At 29.5% G+C, this 16,948-nt stretch carries 12 protein-coding genes, 1 other RNA gene and 1 riboswitch; of the genes, 2 read left to right on the top strand and 11 right to left on the bottom strand.

Annotated elements, in window-relative coordinates; genetic code table 11:
* The first annotated feature begins 2 nt into the window (after positions 1–2).
* Entirely contained in the window at positions 3–1,298 is a 1,296-nt protein-coding gene (gene creD, locus UEQ13_RS10965) for a cell envelope integrity protein CreD (RefSeq protein ID WP_407934659.1), read from the top strand.
* Between the two features lie 69 nt (positions 1,299–1,367).
* Here the strand turns inward: creD and UEQ13_RS10970 are convergent, their stop codons facing one another.
* The 5 genes from UEQ13_RS10970 to UEQ13_RS10990 form a co-directional block, all read right to left on the bottom strand.
* Positions 1,368–2,678: a Na+/H+ antiporter NhaC family protein gene (locus tag UEQ13_RS10970; RefSeq protein ID WP_329806388.1), complete on the bottom strand. Its 1,311-nt coding sequence runs from the start codon at positions 2,676–2,678 to the stop codon at positions 1,368–1,370.
* 65 nt (positions 2,679–2,743) lie between these two features.
* Positions 2,744–2,838, bottom strand: a riboswitch (SAM-I-IV-variant riboswitch).
* Positions 2,839–2,986: 148 nt separating this feature from the next.
* Complete coding sequence (locus UEQ13_RS10975) at positions 2,987–4,759, bottom strand: MFS transporter (protein WP_329806389.1); 1,773 nt, start codon at positions 4,757–4,759, stop codon at positions 2,987–2,989.
* Between the two features lie 158 nt (positions 4,760–4,917).
* Positions 4,918–5,370: an RES family NAD+ phosphorylase gene (locus tag UEQ13_RS10980; protein ID WP_329806390.1), complete on the bottom strand. Its 453-nt coding sequence runs from the start codon at positions 5,368–5,370 to the stop codon at positions 4,918–4,920.
* A gap of 3 nt (positions 5,371–5,373) precedes the next feature.
* Entirely contained in the window at positions 5,374–5,832 is a 459-nt protein-coding gene (locus UEQ13_RS10985; protein WP_329806391.1) for an MbcA/ParS/Xre antitoxin family protein, read from the bottom strand.
* Positions 5,833–5,934: 102 nt separating this feature from the next.
* Positions 5,935–7,140 (bottom strand): NAD(P)-dependent oxidoreductase, encoded by a 1,206-nt coding sequence (locus tag UEQ13_RS10990; RefSeq protein ID WP_329806392.1) that lies wholly within the window; start codon positions 7,138–7,140, stop codon positions 5,935–5,937.
* Positions 7,141–7,446: 306 nt separating this feature from the next.
* Between UEQ13_RS10990 and ssrA the strand changes: the two genes are divergently transcribed.
* Positions 7,447–7,847: a transfer-messenger RNA gene (gene ssrA, locus UEQ13_RS10995) on the top strand.
* Between the two features lie 94 nt (positions 7,848–7,941).
* Here ssrA and UEQ13_RS11000 read toward each other — a convergent pair.
* From UEQ13_RS11000 to UEQ13_RS11025, 6 genes are all read right to left on the bottom strand, one after another.
* Positions 7,942–8,229, bottom strand: a complete 288-nt coding sequence (locus UEQ13_RS11000) for a helix-turn-helix transcriptional regulator (RefSeq protein WP_329806393.1) — start codon at positions 8,227–8,229, stop codon at positions 7,942–7,944.
* 237 nt (positions 8,230–8,466) lie between these two features.
* Complete coding sequence (locus UEQ13_RS11005; protein WP_329806394.1) at positions 8,467–11,436, bottom strand: type I restriction endonuclease subunit R; 2,970 nt, start codon at positions 11,434–11,436, stop codon at positions 8,467–8,469.
* Positions 11,437–11,450: 14 nt separating this feature from the next.
* A complete protein-coding gene (locus UEQ13_RS11010) occupies positions 11,451–12,557 on the bottom strand; it encodes an RloB family protein (RefSeq protein ID WP_329806395.1) in 1,107 nt (368 codons plus the stop codon).
* Between the two features lie 3 nt (positions 12,558–12,560).
* Complete coding sequence (locus UEQ13_RS11015) at positions 12,561–13,808, bottom strand: AAA family ATPase (RefSeq protein WP_329806396.1); 1,248 nt, start codon at positions 13,806–13,808, stop codon at positions 12,561–12,563.
* A gap of 124 nt (positions 13,809–13,932) precedes the next feature.
* Positions 13,933–14,907: a hypothetical protein gene (locus UEQ13_RS11020; protein WP_329806397.1), complete on the bottom strand. Its 975-nt coding sequence runs from the start codon at positions 14,905–14,907 to the stop codon at positions 13,933–13,935.
* Positions 14,907–16,940, bottom strand: a complete 2,034-nt coding sequence (locus tag UEQ13_RS11025; RefSeq protein WP_329806398.1) for an ATP-binding protein — start codon at positions 16,938–16,940, stop codon at positions 14,907–14,909. The genes UEQ13_RS11020 and UEQ13_RS11025 overlap by 1 nt, the downstream gene beginning before the upstream one ends.
* Between the last annotated feature and the right edge of the window lie 8 nt (positions 16,941–16,948).

The raw sequence follows: 16,948 nt of genomic DNA on the forward strand, positions 1-16,948 counted from the left end.
AAATCAACATCAAAACACCAGATCAAACAGAAAACAAATCATTTTTTCAATCATCAACCGCTAAAATGATGATGGTTGGAATACTAACTTTAGTCTTGTTAATTCCGCTGTTCTTCGTACAAGATTTAATTACAGAACGAAGCATCCGACAAAAAGAAGTAGTTTCAGAAACCACATCAAAATGGGGTGTCGGGATTTATGTATACGGACCAATTTTAAAAATTCCGTATAAAAATCCAATCTCAGGAAAATCGAATTTTGCGTATTTCTTTCCAGAAGAATTGAATAATTCGGTAACAGCAACCATGGAAAAACCTTTAGAACGTGGTATTTTTAAATCGAATGTATTTTCTACGAAAATGAATTTCACAGGTTCTTATTCACAGCCTAATTTTCAAATGCGAAATATTCCGGAAGCGAATGTATATTGGAATCAAGCGAAAATTATTATCCGAACAACAAATTTAAAAAGTTTGAAAGATGAAGTCAAAATTAAATTTGGCAGCCAATGTTTTAAATTCGAACCAGGAAATTCTGAAAATAATGATAGTATTCAAACTTTAGAATCCACTACTTTCGATTATAAATCGATTGCCAATTCAAGTAACTTTAGTTTTGATATTGCTTTTAATGGAAGTAAACAAATCAAAATTGTTCCGATTGGAAAAACAACAGATTCTAAAATGACTTCTGATTGGAATTCACCAAATTTTAATGGTAACTTCTCTCCTACTTCACGTGAAATTACTGCTGATGGATTTAAAGCCAATTGGAAAATATTACATTTCAACAGACCTTTTGCACAACAGTATTTTGAAAACTTACCAGAATTATCAAACTATGCTTTTGCCACAGATTTCATCACACCAGTTGACGAATACCAACAAAACGAACGTGCAAGTAAATATGGCTTTTTAGTAATTGGATTAACGTTTTTAATCTTCTTTTTAATTCAATCTATTAGTAAAATTAACATTCATATTTTTCAATATTCTATGATAGGAATTGCTTTAATTATGTTTTACACGTTATTGATTTCCATTACTGAACACAGTAGCTTTTCGTTGGCTTACATCATCGCTGCCATTGCCGTAATTGCTTTGATTTCCTTGTATTCGATTTCGATTTTGAAGAATAAGAAATTCCCAACCTTTATTGCGATTTCATTAAGTGTGTTGTATTCGTTTATCTTTGTAATCATACAATTAGAAGATTATGCTTTATTAGTCGGAAGTATTGGTTTATTTGCCATTTTAGCAGCCGTAATGTACTTTTCAAGAAAGATTGATTGGAAGTAATTTGAAAACATAAAAAAACTCCGATAGCGTTTAGAAACTATCGGAGTTTTAAAATTCTAATTTGAGAAATTATTTGATGTATCTAACAATCCATTTATCCCAAAATTTGGTATAAATAGCTAAAATTGTAACTAAAAATAAAAAGAAATAATACCAAGCATTAGACACTAAATCTATCCAACTTAACGCTCCTTTTGAAAAACTAATGATTAATAAAACCTGAGCACCGTAAGGTAATAAACCTTGAAAAATACATGAAAAAATATCTAAAATGGTTGCTGTTTTTTTAGCATTAAGTCCAAATTCATCGTTAATTTCTTTAGCGATTCCACCTGTTACTACAATCGAAACCGTATTGTTCGCAATAGCCACATTTACCAAACCTACAAGTGCACCAATACCCATTTGTGCAGAACGTTTTGATTTTAAACGTTTTTTAATCTGATGTAATAAAAAAGCAATACCACCTGCTTTTTCAACCAAAGTAGCCAAACCACCGGTTAACATCGACAACAGAAATATATCTGTCATACTCGTAAATCCTTGATAAATGGCTTTAGAAAAAGTTAATATTGTAAAATCACCAATCGTAAATCCTAAAATACCAGCTGCAACAATTCCAATAATTAAAGTGACGAAAACATTTATACCGATGACAGCTAAAACAATTACTATAATATAAGGTAAAATAGAAATCAATTGATAACTACCAGCTTGTACAGGAATTTGACTGCCACCATAACCTAAAAACAGTAAGACCAAAAGCGTTAATATAGCCGCTGGTAAAGCAATTAATAAGTTAATCTTAAACTTATCTTTCATCTGACATTCTAACGACTGAGTAGCCGCAATAGTAGTATCCGAAATCATAGATAAATTATCGCCAAACATGGCACCACCTAATAAAGCACCACCAATTAAAGGCAAAGAAGCTCCCGATTTATCTGCCAACGAAATAGCAATAGGACCTAAAGCAACAATACAACCTACAGAAGTTCCCGTAGCGGTAGATAAAAAAGAGGCAATGACAAAAATTCCTAAAGGAAAAAAAGAAGAATTAATATTTTCTATCCCTAAATTTACAACGGCATCAACACCTCCAGTTACAGAAGTTACAGTCGCAAAAGCACCAGCTAAAAGATAAATCAAACACATGGTGATAATTTTGGAATCTCCACAACCTGCAATCAATTGATCTACTTTTTCATCTGTACTATTTTTAAATAAAATAAAAGCGGCAATAATTCCTAACGTTACAGCCACAGAAGAAGGCAAAGCATAAAAATCATTAAATAAAATTCCACTTCCTAAAAAAGTGAAAATAAAAACTGCCAAAGGCAACAAAGCATAAAGACTGCCTTGATTTTGATTTGAATTCATAAAATATTATTTTCTATTAAAATTATTTCACACGAATAATTCATCAAAAAACAATAAAAATGAAAGTAAACAACATTTTTTCCAAATAAATTGGCTTATCGTTTTAGCACCTTGCTTGTTGTTGCAGGTTGCTATCTTTGAAAGATTCGTGATAACGGGTGCAAAAGTAAGTTAAAAAAAAATCTAAAAAAATATTTTTGAAAAACTTAACTTAATTTTAAAGATTGTTAATGATATAAACAGGATATCTAAAAAAAAACTCCGCTAATCTAAAAGACTAACGGAGTTTATATGAATACATATTGAAATTAATGGCTTCCTTCTACTTCAATTGCATCTACATCAATGTTTTGTTTTTTCAAAATTCCTTTAACCAAAATGGCAAATAAAGTTAAATAAGCAAAACAAACAACAGCTACAATATACGATTGGTGAATCCCAATAATATCAGATAATTTTCCTTGAATTGGAGGAATAATTCCACCACCTAAAATCATCATCACTAAAAAAGCAGAACCTTGAGACGTATATTTTCCTAAACCAATAATTGATAAACTAAAAATAGCTGGCCACATAATACTACATGCTAATCCACCCGCTAAAAAGGCATAAATAGCAACTGTTCCGGTTGAAAACAAACCAATTAACATAGCGATAATACCAAAACTTCCGAAAATCATTAAAGTTCTTGCTGGTTTATCTTTACTTAAGAAAAAAGCAATAATTTGAACAAAAATACAAACCACATAATAATACAAAGGTTTCATGTCTTTTCCAGAAATGATATTCACACCTAAAATAACTGCAAAAGCAATTAATGGCACAATGATTAAAGCAATTGTTTTTTTAAATCCTTGTAAATTAAAAACTGAAATAGCTCCAGCCCATCGACCAATCATTAATCCACCCCAATACATAGAAATATAGGGCGCAATATCAGAAGACTGCATACTTCCGAATTCTTGTAATTTTAATAATTCTCCTAAATTACTTCCGATTGCCACTTCTACTCCAACATAAACGAAAATGGCTAACATTCCCAAAACCAATTGCGGATATTGCATCGCTCCCCAACCGTTTACATTTTTCTTAGCTGATAAATAGGAATATAAAATTCCGCCTAAAACAACTAATAGTGCTCCTGAAAGCCATAACATACGAGATTGTTCTAAAGGAACTTTTAAGGCTGAAACTTCAGCTTCTTTCTGACTAATAGCCGCATTATGATTTATCAAACCTTCTTCTGTGAATCTAGCCACTTTTAATGTTTCTTTTGCCTGATCAATTTCTTTATTCAAAGTTTCAATTTTCAAAGCTTCAACACTTTTATAACTTTGGAAAATTGGAGTAAACATCACACCTAATAGAACTGTCATAATCACCAAAGTTCTTAAAGCTTTATTGGCTTTTTCCATTGGTTCTGTAGCAATTCCAGCAGGAACTTTTTTCGAAAAATAGAATAAAGCTGCTGAGCCAACAAATAACAAACCAACAACTACATACAAAATTACTACTTTATCTAAAGGCAAACTTTTAATCTGTTCATCTGAAACGGCTTTGGCACTTCCAAATAAAGCGAATGCTACTAAAATCGGACCTATAGTTGTTCCTAATGAATTAATTCCACCACCTAAATTGACTCTACTCGCACCCGTTTTTGGATTACCTAATAAAATCGCAAACGGATTTGCAGCAGTTTGTTGTAATGAAAATCCTAAAGCCACAATAAATAATCCGACTAACATTCCGGCGTAAACACTTGCTTCAACAGCCACAATCATAGCGCCTGCACCTAAAGCAGAAAATAACAAACCGTAAACAATACTTTTCTTGTATCCCCAAGTTCCTACAATATCTTTTCCTGAGCTATTTCCCATTGCAAAAAGCAACAAAGCACCAATATAATAGGCCGTATAAAATGCAAAATCAATTAATTGCGATTGAAATTGATCTAAGGAGAAAAAGTTTTTACAAAATGGGATAAAAATACTGTTACCAGCAGCAATAAATCCCCAAAAGAAGAACACTGTAATCAGTGTATATAAAGCTGGATAATTAGTTTGTTTGTTTTCTAAATTCATAAGTAGTAGTTTATAGTTTTAAATTTTAGTTGGATGCTAAATAACAAAATAATATGACAAAAATTCATAAAATTGAAGTTAAATTTTTAAGGAAATGTCCAATATTGTGTTTTTGTATAGTTTTTAATTGCTTTAAATAATAAAAATGAAGTTAAATACTATTTTGTTAATCGTTTATCGAATGCAAATTCTTGAATTGTAAATTTAATTTTTTTGAAATCGGGATGATTTGGATTTATTAACACATTTCTTTCCTTTGGAATAATCGCTGATGGGGCAAACAAAATGGCCGATTGCTGATTTCTTATCCAAGAATCGCCAATTGCTCTACAAACTAGATGTCCATTCTCCGTTGCATTATCCCACTCTTTTGGTAAATCTTTTGTGTTAATTTCCGAAGATTTTATGGTATTTGGAAACGTAATGGTCAGTAAACTATAATCTGCATCGCTACCAAAACCATTTCTGTGCACCAAGTTTTCCAAACACGCTAACGAACAATTTTCGGCTGCATAAATGACAAATAATCCTGTTGAATTCCATCTTGCGGCATAACCAGAAGCTGTTAAACTATTCGCCCATTTTGTATGAACAATTCTAAAAACCTCCATAAATTATGCGGTTGCTCCGAATTCTATTCGTTTTAATTCTTCGTATATTAAATGAATACCCGTTGAAGTATTTAAATATTGAGCCGGTTTATTGTTATTGAAAAATGGATTTTCTTTATCTAACCATTGATTAAAAACTGTTGAATTACCAAAAACAACATTCCCTAATTCATATAAAGTACTTAACTCAATAGCTAATTCTGCAATTCTTGAAGGAATTTTAGTTTCATTGTTTTTATATTTAATGAATGTTTTTGGCGTAATTTCAAAAATATTTTCAGCAAGAATTTTGATTGTTAAACCAGTAACTGCCAAAACTTTTACAAATAATTCTTTTGAGTTTTGAGCAATATTATCTAATACATTATTTTTAATAAATGATGAAGGCAAATAAATAGCCATAGGTTCAGAGGCTATATTTAAAGTTTCCTCATGAATAATGTAATTTTTATCTTTTTTCATAATATGTATTTTTACATTTAACAATAAGCAAATTTACATATTTATTTTGAAGTTTTAAAATTTATTGCCAAAAAAAAATCCCAATTACTTGGGATTTTAAAATTATTCTTTACCATCTAAATAGTCTTGCAAATAAGCAAAACGAGGTGTGAGTTTTCCGTTTTCAGTAATTTTAGCTCTGACTAAAACACCTGTTGCATCATTATTAAAAAAAGCAGAGATAACATGTGCTAAAAACATTTCTCCAAAACCTTCACTAGCATCTTTTGGTAATTCACAAGGCAAATTATCCACAGCCATTACTACGATAGCACTTGGATGAAACATATCAGCTTCCTTGTGTTCGCTAGGTAAATAACCATAATTTGGTTCTGCAATTGTACTTGCTCTTAGTGTACAAGCAATTGGTCCATCAATATCACAAGAAATATCTGCTACAACTTTTATTTTACATTTTGGAGAAGCCAACATTTCTCTCGATAAAATTATTGGTGCTCCATTTCCATAAAAATGTCCAGCCATAAAAATATCTGAAACTTCAGCAAAACGCTCAAAATTTGAATTATAATTTTGTGGATTAGCATAAAAATCTTTCTTATCGAAAGCAGAACCCTCTTTATGAATGTTGTAATCTTTTACATCAATCATCGTATAAACAGGGTAAGTATAAGTGGTTGACAAATAATCTTCAACCGATACTTCCTTTACTTTCATACCATCCAACATTTCTTTCGCACCCATTGCCACTTTACCTTTACCAGATAAAACAATTTTAATTGGTGGCAAGAATGGTTTTTTAAGTTGCGTAATTAAAGCTTCTTGATTAGGAAGTTTTTCTGCTTTTGGTAAATTAAAAATTTCGTATTTTAAACCGAAAGCTCTAAATCCGTTATAAGCACCAACAATACCTGCGTAACGACCAAAACCAATTAATCGGGTATTATTTTCATTAACAATCGTTTCGTGATCATATAATTCGATGTTTTTATCGATACATGCTTTAAGTAATTTTCTATTATAAGCTTGTTTTTTTATAGTATGAGAAAAGAAAAAATATTTTTTATTTGGAATTAAAGCATCAACTGGAACTTCTTTTACTCCAAGCAAAACATCACAATCGGAGATGTCTTCTGAAACTTCAAAGCCTTTTTCTGTATATTCTAAATCTGAAAAAACTCTTATATCTGATGCTTCCACTTTAATTTCAGCATCTGGGAATTGATTTTTAAAATCCAAAAGCTCTGTTGGGGAGAAAACAACTCTACGATCTGGTGGATTTTTTCTTTCTTTAATTATTCCGAACTTCATTTTTTAAACATTATTTATTCAATAGCTTACAAATATAACAATTTAACAATTAAAATTAAAGATTACCATTACTTTATAAACAATTAGGAAGCAGAATAATCAACTTTATTGTTTTTTAAGTTATTTATAGATATTTGCATATTTTTTTAACATTTTTATTAAAACTCTATAAGAAAATTTTAAAATAAAAAAGGTATAACAAACTAATTTAATTAAATCGTCGTTTCCTTTCAAATATTATGAAAATTAGTATCTTTGGCATTGAATTTGAAGAATAGCGTTTGTTGAAAAACTATTTTACAAAATGGGGTCGACTGGTTTTGACAGCGAGTGGCACTAAAAAGTAAGCATGTCGAGCATTGTATTTTTGGCTCGTAAATATCAATGATACACACTTTTTAAACGGCGAAAATACTTACGCTTTAGCTGCATAATCCGAACTATAGTACGATAATGCCATGTCCCAACCAGGTTGGGAAGCTGGATTTCTCTCAAAAGCCTTGGTTTGTGGCGGTTGATTAAGAGGAATGGTAAAAATAAACCTAGGAACGGTAAAACTTTAAATCCGCTCTGACACTGATAAAGTTAAGCATCTAGTGGCTGTTTTTGGCCGGGCTAGTTGTCGAAAATTTAAACAAAAACTAAACATGTAGAAAGCTCTTTGATGACTTGTTTGGACGAGAGTTCGATTCTCTCCGACTCCACTAAAAACCCTGTAAAGTACTTGTTTTACAGGGTTTTTAATTTACAGTTGCCGTTTTTGTTGCCGTATTGATTTGTATAAAAAGATATAACTTTTACTTATAAAAGTTCAATATCTTGAAGTTTTTGACCTAAAATATCATCAGCAGCTAACTTTAAAAAGTCATCTTGAAGTCCAAATACTCTCAAAACATTAAAATATGCTCCTATCGCTACACCTGGATTTCCAGATTCAATTAAGTACAATGTGGAACGTGAAATATTAGCCCGTTCAGCAACTTGCAAAGTAGTCAACTTTCTTCTTTTACGGGCCAATTTTATATTTTCACCTAATTTTTCAAGGAGTAAATTGTACTTAGGAAAAATAATTTGCTTTTTAGAATTCATATAAAATGATTGTTATTCTATACAGGATTAGTCTTTTTGTTGTAAATAACAATCATTTTGATTATTTAATAAAAAGATATAATTCTCAATAAAGTATATTATTTTGCGAAAAATATTTTAGCCTTAATTATTTACTAATCTCTCTATTTATTAGTAATATATAAAGGTTTGAGTATCTAATAATTATAATTTGTCACAAATTTGGTAAATATTTGTGACAAAAATATTTTATATAATTTAATAATACTCTTTTATATACTCATAGGCCCTGTCAAAAAGCACTTGCTCTTTGTGTAGTTTGTATTTTAATAAAGCTTGACGCAATGACTTCTGAATTTCTCTTTCACCTGAAGCTGTTTTTTGCCATCCAGGAAATCTCACATGTCTTACTATTGCATCAATATCATTAACGATTCTTTCTACAACTGCTGGAGTTTGCTCTGTTTTTAACTCTAAAAATAATTCCGTAAGTGCTGCTTGTGGTGTTTTCTCTTGTAATTCCGATTCAACTTCTTTTTCAGCTTGAAGTACTTCTCTCGCTAATTTACATAATTCCTTTACAAATTCTATAGAAGTTATTAATCCAAGTTCTGCTTTATCTCTTAATGCTTCTAAAAGTTCGCTCAACTTTTTGAATTTCGGATTTCCAGCATTTTTTTTGAAACGCTTTACTAATATTTTTTCAAGTTTTTTTGCATTTCTAGGATCTGGATTATTAAAGATGTTTTCAATCACATCTGCATCTAATACAAACTCTTCTAATTGATGTACTTCACCAACATGTATATTCTCATGAATTAACTTGGTTGTTTGTGCCCCCAAAGTAAACCACAATAATTTTCCAATATGATCTGATGATGGCCTAACAGATTCAAAAACTTGCGATAACCATCTATATTCTGCTTGATATTGGTCTAATACTCTATCTGGAGATAAAGATTCCCATAATTTTGATAAATACTTATAATCTTTTGCAAAAGCATCTTTTTTATCATCAGTATTAATAGCATTTTGGGCTAGTTCTAATCCTTCAAAGCCATGAATGGTTTTATCTACTCCTATAAAATGAGACAATGCTTTTTCCATTGCTTCAGGTAATTGCTCTTTTAATTCAGAAAGATTAGTAATCATTTGACTTACGCTTTTTTCATCAAATTCTAATGCTTTAGCAGCATCATCAAAAACACCAAAATAATCTACTATTCGACCAAATGATTTTCCTGGATACAATCTATTGGTTCTACATATGGCTTGTAATAGTGTATGGTCTTTAATTGATTTATCTAAATATAATGTTTGTAAAATTGGTGCATCAAAACCTGTCAATAGTTTAGCTGTAACAATTAAAAATTTAAGTTCTGAATTAGCCGTATTAAAATCATCTACAACTTTCTCTTGCTGACTTTTATCTAATCCCCATTTTTGTTTAAACTCAAAATCATCATTTGCAGTTGTAGAAATCACGACCTTACTTGCTTCAGTTGCAAAGTATTTATCTAATTCTTCTTTGTATTGAACACATGCATAACGGTCTGGTGTAACAATCATAGCTTTATAGCCATGTGGCAATACCTTTTCATTAAAATGTTTAGCAATATCTTCTACAATTTTAGCAACTCGTTCTGGAGATTTTAAGAATGCAGCCATTTTAGCTGATTTTTTATTTAAGGCATCTGCTTCTTCATCAGTTAAAGCAGCTTCATCTTTGAAGACTTTAAAAACTTTATCAATAGTTTCTTTATCCACATGTACATCTACTAACCTAGGTTCAAAATGCAAGGGTAAAGTGGCAGAATCTCTAATTGAATCGTGAAAAGTATAACGTGACATATAACCACCTTCATCTTCTGAAGCTCCAAAAGCCCAAAATGTATTTTTATCCGCTTTATTAACTGGTGTACCTGTCAATCCAAATAAGAAAGCATTAGGCAACGCCGCTCTCATTTGTCTTCCTAAATCACCTTCTTGAGTTCTGTGAGCTTCGTCAACTAATACAATGATATTATCTCTAGTATTCATATCAGGTTTAGCATCTCTAAACTTATGAATCATAGAAATAATTATTTTTCGAGTATCTCTTTCTAATAATGTTTGTAATTCAGAAATACTTTCAGTTGTTACTACATTAGCAATATCTGCAGCATTGAATGTTCCTGTAATTTGCGTATCTAAGTCAGTTCTGTCAACTAAAACAATAACAGTTGGACTTTTGAGTTCTTGCATTTTTCGCAACTTTTGTGCTGCAAAAACCATTAATAAAGATTTACCAGAACCTTGAAAATGCCATATTAAGCCTTTCTTGATTTTGCCTTCTTTAACTCTTTCTACAATTTTATTAGCACCTTCATATTGTTGAAAGCGACATAATATTTTTATTCGTTGTTTCTTTTTGTTTGAAGTAAATAATGAAAAATTTTGTAAGATATCCAATAATCGTACTGGATGTAACAAATTAGAGAGTTCCTTACCAATCTCTCCTAAACCTAATTGTTTCGCTAATTTATCTTCTTCATCATCAATTCGCCAAGGTGCCCAAAATTCTAATGGAGTTCTAATACCTCCATAATAAAATGTTTTTCCTTCAGTAGCAAAAGATAAAATATTAGGAACAAACAATTGAGGTATACTATTTTCATAAATATCATGAATCTCATGAGCACCATCTAACCAACTAACTGAAGGACGTATTGGAGTTTTTGCTTCCCCCACAACTACAGGCAATCCATTTATTAATAGTACAATATCTGGAATTTTTGTTTCTCTACTATGAACACGATATTGATTGGTTACTAAATAAGTATTGTTTAATATATCATCAAAATCAATTAACTTAATAGGAACATGACGATTATTCTCACCAAATGGCATAGTTTTATCACCACACATCCATTTGAAAAACTCTTCGTTAGCTTTGACTAAACCTATTTGATTAACCGATAGCAAAATAGCTCTCAATTTATAAATTACTTCATCAGCAAACTGCTCATTCTGATTAATTTCTGGATTTAAACGAATTAAAGCAGCCTTTAGTTCTGATTCTAAAAGTACTTCATTTACTCCTCTATTTAGATTAGATGAGGAAACGAATTTCCAATCTGTACCGTAAGGTGATCTATCTTCCGCAACATAATTTGTTGCATTCAGATTCACACCACTTAATTGGTGAATGATATAATGCTCTACACTGTTTAATTCGTTGAATGCCATAGTATATTAATTATTTAAATAGGTAGTTCTGTAATGTAATATTCCTGCTCATTTTTTCTTATACCAATAAAAAATGGAGTGAAATTTCGGATTGTATTTAAGTCAATTTCAAAATTATAATTCTCATTACTATCCATCAAGTGTCTTATTCCACAATCTAATTTATCGCCATTACTAGAGATTAAACATATATCGTTAACGTTTAGAAAATTTCTTTGAAGCTCTGTATTTATCACACTTATTTTTACTATAGGATTTTGAATTTCAAAACTATATGAAAAAAAGTCAACACTTTGGACTTCAGTAAAGTCAAACCAAGTATAATCTGTTTCAGGTAGTTGCAATAATTTGAAAACGATTCTATATGTATTTGTATATGGGTTTAAATCATATATTGGTGTTTGATTACCAATATAACTATTTCTCAATATTACAGCATTTTCAATAGCATGGTTAACATTTCCAAAATAATCAGAAAAAAGAAATTCTTTTTTACCTCCAATATAACTAAGATAGTTTTGATTTACAATTCTACCACAAACACAAGAAACGCCTTGGCAATCTAAAGCGTGTGTGTTTTCTCCACAAAAATGATAATCCTTTTTATCATTAGGTAAATTAGTTCTACACATTGATTTTTGAAAAGCAGTACTATTACTTTCAAAGTGTAGTAAAACCCAGTATTCAAAAGCTATACTATTAAAAGCTACATTTACTTTTTTCCCCTCAATTACATTATTGGTTAAATCAAAAGCTTGTTCATGTGCTGCATGCCCATCTTTATCATATACTGCCCAGACTTCATCATAAACTGAATCAACTAGACCTAATTGAGCTTTTCGCACATAGTAAATTGGTTGTGTTAAATACTCTTCTTCTACTTCTAAATCTGGAAATTGAATCTGAGGATTTTTTAAAGTTCTACTTCTACCACCTTCTCTAATTTTCTGTGCTATTTCTTCTTCTTCTTTTATTTTATCATCTTTTGGTATTGGATCTATCGTTATAAAAATAGTCTTATCCTTTTCAATAATAATATCACGGAACTCTTTAAAATAGTCCGGTTCTGTTCTTGCTCCTTCACAAACAATTAGTATGGTTTTTCTAAAATGTTGTGACATACATTATTCGAATAAAGATTCAATCGATTTTATTTGAGGTAATCCTCCAAATTTACCAGCCAAATACCATTTTTCAAATGGTGTATCTTCTCTTAGTCCTTCAAAATCCTGTAAAGAATATAAGTCAGTACTTCCTTTTTCATTTTTTTCTGCTATCCAAACTTGATCTCGACGAATTAAATCTCTATCTAAAAGAGAGACATCATGAGTAGTAAAAATTAATTGAGCATTTTTTGGATTAGTGGCTTCTGATTGAAATAGCATTACAATCATTTTAGTCAAATAAGGATGTAAGCTTGTGTCTAATTCATCGACCACCATGACTCCGCCATTATCTAAAACTTTCAGAACTTCAGCACCAATATAATATAAAGATTGTGTTCCAACTGACTCTTCTTTTAAAGGTAAATTATATTCATTTAAAACTACATCTTTATCATATACATCGTGAATACCAAAAACAGAGTAATTCTCTTTAGCAAAACTTCTAGATAATTTATCTTGTTCTTTAACAATTAAAATATTATTAACTTTTGTATCTGCTCCCTTAATTAATTTCGATAATCGATCTTTAATCGTTTCGTTATTATATAAATAATCAGTTAATTCTGTTTCTATAGATTGTCTATGAATTTTATTAGTGGCATTAATTACACTATATTTTCTAAAATATAAAAACACTTCTGTCAACAATTCGTGTGGTTCATCATCTCCAAATTTTGATAATAATAATTGATTTTCAAAAATATTATATTCTTTCTTTTTGTATAAATCACCTAAAACACCTTTTTGAAAATGTGTCTCTGGATTAAAAGGTTTTCTTGAAAAAAGATTTGTAATTTTACCATTTGGATAAAAATTTAAATCTTCTTCCAATATAGTATTATTATGAATTGATATTCTATATTCATATTTTATACTATTTGGTCCTATAAATCTTAATTCAAATTCTGTTGGTTTATTATTTGAATTTGTGTCAAATAAAAATGGATTGTAGATTCTAATTTTTTGTTCAATAACAGGTTTATTTAATATTAAATGAGTTAACTCAAATAAAGCTCTAATAATATTAGATTTACCAGAAGCATTAGCTCCATAGATAACAGCAGATTTTAGCAATTTAAAATCTTGTTTATCATTTTGTATTTGACATACATTAAATGATTTATAAGATGAATTATTTGCTTCCATTGAAAAAATAGTTTCATCTTTATATGAACGATAGTTTTTAACTTTTAATTGAAGTATCATAATCGCTAATTTTTAAATTATAGCACAAATCTAACAAATATTCCGTTTAAAAAATACTTTTTAAGGTTTAATTAGCTTTTTTTGTGTGTTTTTTACATAAATTAAACTTAAATCATTTTGTTTCTTATTTCCAAGAGTAATCATAAACAGTTTTATCTATTTTCCATAATACTTCAGATGAGCGATGAGCATTAAAAAGCTGCTTATCACTCACAGAAACTAGTTCCATTTCATTTAAATATACTTTTAACTGCTCCAAATCTAAGGGATTCTCAGTTTCATAAATTTCAATTTGGTTATTATCTAAATCAACACCAGTAATTTTGGAATTACTAAAGTCAAATTCTTTTAGAATTAATAAATAAGGCGCTCCAAACTTGTGATTAGTTAATCTATCATAAACATCTAATAACAAAGGATTAACCAATAAAAACAATAATTTTTTTTGATCAAATGCAAAATACTTATGATAATGAATATCATTAATTAAAGCCTTTTGATTAGAATCATTTAGAATGAAAAGTTTTGAAGAAAAATTTTCTTTAAAGGCTTCAAACTTTTCTTTCAATACAGCTCTATTTGACACCAATAAACTAATCTCATCTGAATTTAAAAAAAGTTGATTGATTACATTATTAAAATGAACAAAGTTCTTTTTTGTAGCTGAGAATATACCCATTACAGAATACCCTTCTGGATGCATGAAACTATTTCTTAAATTTCTCGCCCTATCAAAATCAGGAATTAAAAATTCAAGTTTTGCTTCTTTACAAACTTCATCAATTAATTTAAATAACTTTTTGTCAATAGCTTTTCCATGTTTATTTGGCGGTAATTTTAATGGAATGTTCAACTCTTTAGCTTTGAGCTTTACAGCCATTTCAATTATCAAAAGCATTTTATTTAATGCTACATCTAATAAGTTGTAATGGTAATAGGAATTTGCCAATAAATAACTAACTGTTTCAAAAGCATCAACAATATCTTTGGGAACATTATTATGAAATTTACTTTCTACAACAAATTTTTCTACAAAATCTTCTTTAGTAGTTATTTTGTAAAGAGAACCCCAAATAGTATCAGCTTCAAACCATTTCATTATATCCCTAGCTTATTAAACAGTACTTTGTTTCTTTTCTTAGCATTTGATAATACTTGATTGAAAGGCATAACATCAATCACACATTTTAATGATTTATTGTACCCATAAAAACCAAGTCCATCGTAAGTTCTTTCAAGTTGGGCATTTTCAGAATATTCAACTATCTTTTCATTTATATCACAAACTAAGTAACAGTAAAATCTTGTATGTTCATTTATATCATAGGTTCTACCATCAGTTGTCATTTTTTTTCCTTTTCTAATATCTCTAACGTAATCATATAATTGAACAATCGGATTATCTTTATATTCATCATAACCTTTTCGCATTGGTCTTTTAAACTCTACTAAAACAACAGAATTAAATGGAGCTTCATCACCTTCAATATATGAAATTGGATTGTTGAATATCATTAAATCAGGTCTATCTTTTGAACCTCCTTCAAAATCTTTTATTGTATTTAATGCTTTATCAGAAGACAAAAAAGTATGGAAGCTTAATCGTTCATCTAGAATCCAAAGATTTTGATTGTTATAATCTATTTCATTTGAAGTCGTTTTTGTAGGATATATAATGCTGTGAACTGTATCTTCTAATTCATATTTTCCTTGAGCATTTAATCCTAGTGATTTTTCAAACAACTCTAAAATGTATTTTCTATGAACAACATATTGTGAAAGTTTAGATTTGTTCAAATCAGTAAGCTCTTCAAATATCTTCAAATATTTTTGTTTTAAAACATCTGCACTCTCATTTTTATCGTCTTCAGTTAAAACCGAAATAACGTCTTTTCTTGAGCTAAATTCAACATCTTGTAAAAGTCTGTATAATTTTAAATCTAAATCTTGTTCACTAGTGTTATCAGTAACTACTACATCGTCAAACGATTCAACATACTTATTTAATATTCTATATTGTGGTGCTTTTTCTGCTATGAAATCTGAAATTCTTTCTAATTTTTCAGCTTTAAATTTTTCTACTTCTTCGTTAAAATGTTTTTTAATAACTGGAACAAGCTCTTTGTGTAAATCGCTCTCTGAAATAAATTCCTCATCCAAAATTCCATTTTTACTAAACGTAATTTCTGTTCGTTCATCATTAATGTTTTTATCAAAATATTCACCTTCAATATACCCTACAATTAGGTAATTTTGAGTTGTTATATCATCTTTGATTTTGCTACTAACATCTGGAAGTACTTTATTGATATTGAAGTGTTCAACTTCTCTATTATTGGCACACATTGAAATCCTATGAAATGTAAATTCTTCATGTTCAAACCATTTCAAAAGTGTGATTTTAAAACTATTTTGACCTACATTAAACTTTTCTGTAAATCTATTTCCACTTGTCAATTTGTCAAAATAACTATTCAGATTAATTTTATCTGAACCATCAAATAAATTTATATTAGGACAATTTTCATTTAAAAAATAAATTAAACAATGTTCAATAATTCTATTGGCAATTGTATCAATTCGTTTTGGACACTTTGATTTATATGGATCTTTGTAGCCACTAAGGATTATTAAAGTTTTTTTCTCAGGTTTACCATCAACAGGAACTATATTTGGTTCTTCAATTCCATCTGTTGTTCTAAGATTAAAAGAAAAATTTCTTTTTTTTGGTTTAGAATCTTCATAGTAAATGCTCTCAACAGATACATTATGAAAAGCTTTTAGCCATATGAATCTACCAATACCTAAACCACCTCTATCAGCTTTGTGAGTTGAATATTCTCTTTTAAATGATTCATAATTATCTTCATTGAAACCAATACCATTATCTTCTATTTCAAAACTGATAATCTCAGGTGTTGACCTTCCTCCTTCAAACTCTATACTTGATTGTGAGGAGCGAACAAGTTTAATATTTATTTCTCCTTTAGGATTTTTTGTATCTTCAATTGCGTGAATAGAATTAACTATGGCTTCAAACAATGGAAGAAGCATGTTACGCTCTGCCAGTTTTAATCTATTTACTCTTCCTTTTAGATCAATTCCTATTTTATCGGTTGTTGTTTTTGCCATAATTTTCT

Source organism: Flavobacterium facile (assembly GCF_036321945.1).
Taxonomy (GTDB): Bacteria; Bacteroidota; Bacteroidia; order Flavobacteriales; family Flavobacteriaceae; genus Flavobacterium; species Flavobacterium facile.

Bases quoted from the DNA above. Each gene is read 5' to 3' on its own strand.
- UEQ13_RS10970 (WP_329806388.1), bottom strand. From the start codon at position 2,678: ATGAATTCAAATCAAAATCAAGGCAGTCTTTATGCTTTGTTGCCTTTG.
- UEQ13_RS10975 (WP_329806389.1), bottom strand. From the start codon at position 4,759: ATGAATTTAGAAAACAAACAAACTAATTATCCAGCTTTATATACACTG.
- UEQ13_RS10980 (WP_329806390.1), bottom strand. From the start codon at position 5,370: ATGGAGGTTTTTAGAATTGTTCATACAAAATGGGCGAATAGTTTAACA.
- UEQ13_RS10985 (WP_329806391.1), bottom strand. From the start codon at position 5,832: ATGAAAAAAGATAAAAATTACATTATTCATGAGGAAACTTTAAATATA.
- UEQ13_RS10990 (WP_329806392.1), bottom strand. From the start codon at position 7,140: ATGAAGTTCGGAATAATTAAAGAAAGAAAAAATCCACCAGATCGTAGA.
- UEQ13_RS11000 (WP_329806393.1), bottom strand. From the start codon at position 8,229: ATGAATTCTAAAAAGCAAATTATTTTTCCTAAGTACAATTTACTCCTT.
- UEQ13_RS11005 (WP_329806394.1), bottom strand. From the start codon at position 11,436: ATGGCATTCAACGAATTAAACAGTGTAGAGCATTATATCATTCACCAA.
- UEQ13_RS11010 (WP_329806395.1), bottom strand. From the start codon at position 12,557: ATGTCACAACATTTTAGAAAAACCATACTAATTGTTTGTGAAGGAGCA.
- UEQ13_RS11015 (WP_329806396.1), bottom strand. From the start codon at position 13,808: ATGATACTTCAATTAAAAGTTAAAAACTATCGTTCATATAAAGATGAA.
- UEQ13_RS11020 (WP_329806397.1), bottom strand. From the start codon at position 14,907: ATGAAATGGTTTGAAGCTGATACTATTTGGGGTTCTCTTTACAAAATA.
- UEQ13_RS11025 (WP_329806398.1), bottom strand. From the start codon at position 16,940: ATGGCAAAAACAACAACCGATAAAATAGGAATTGATCTAAAAGGAAGA.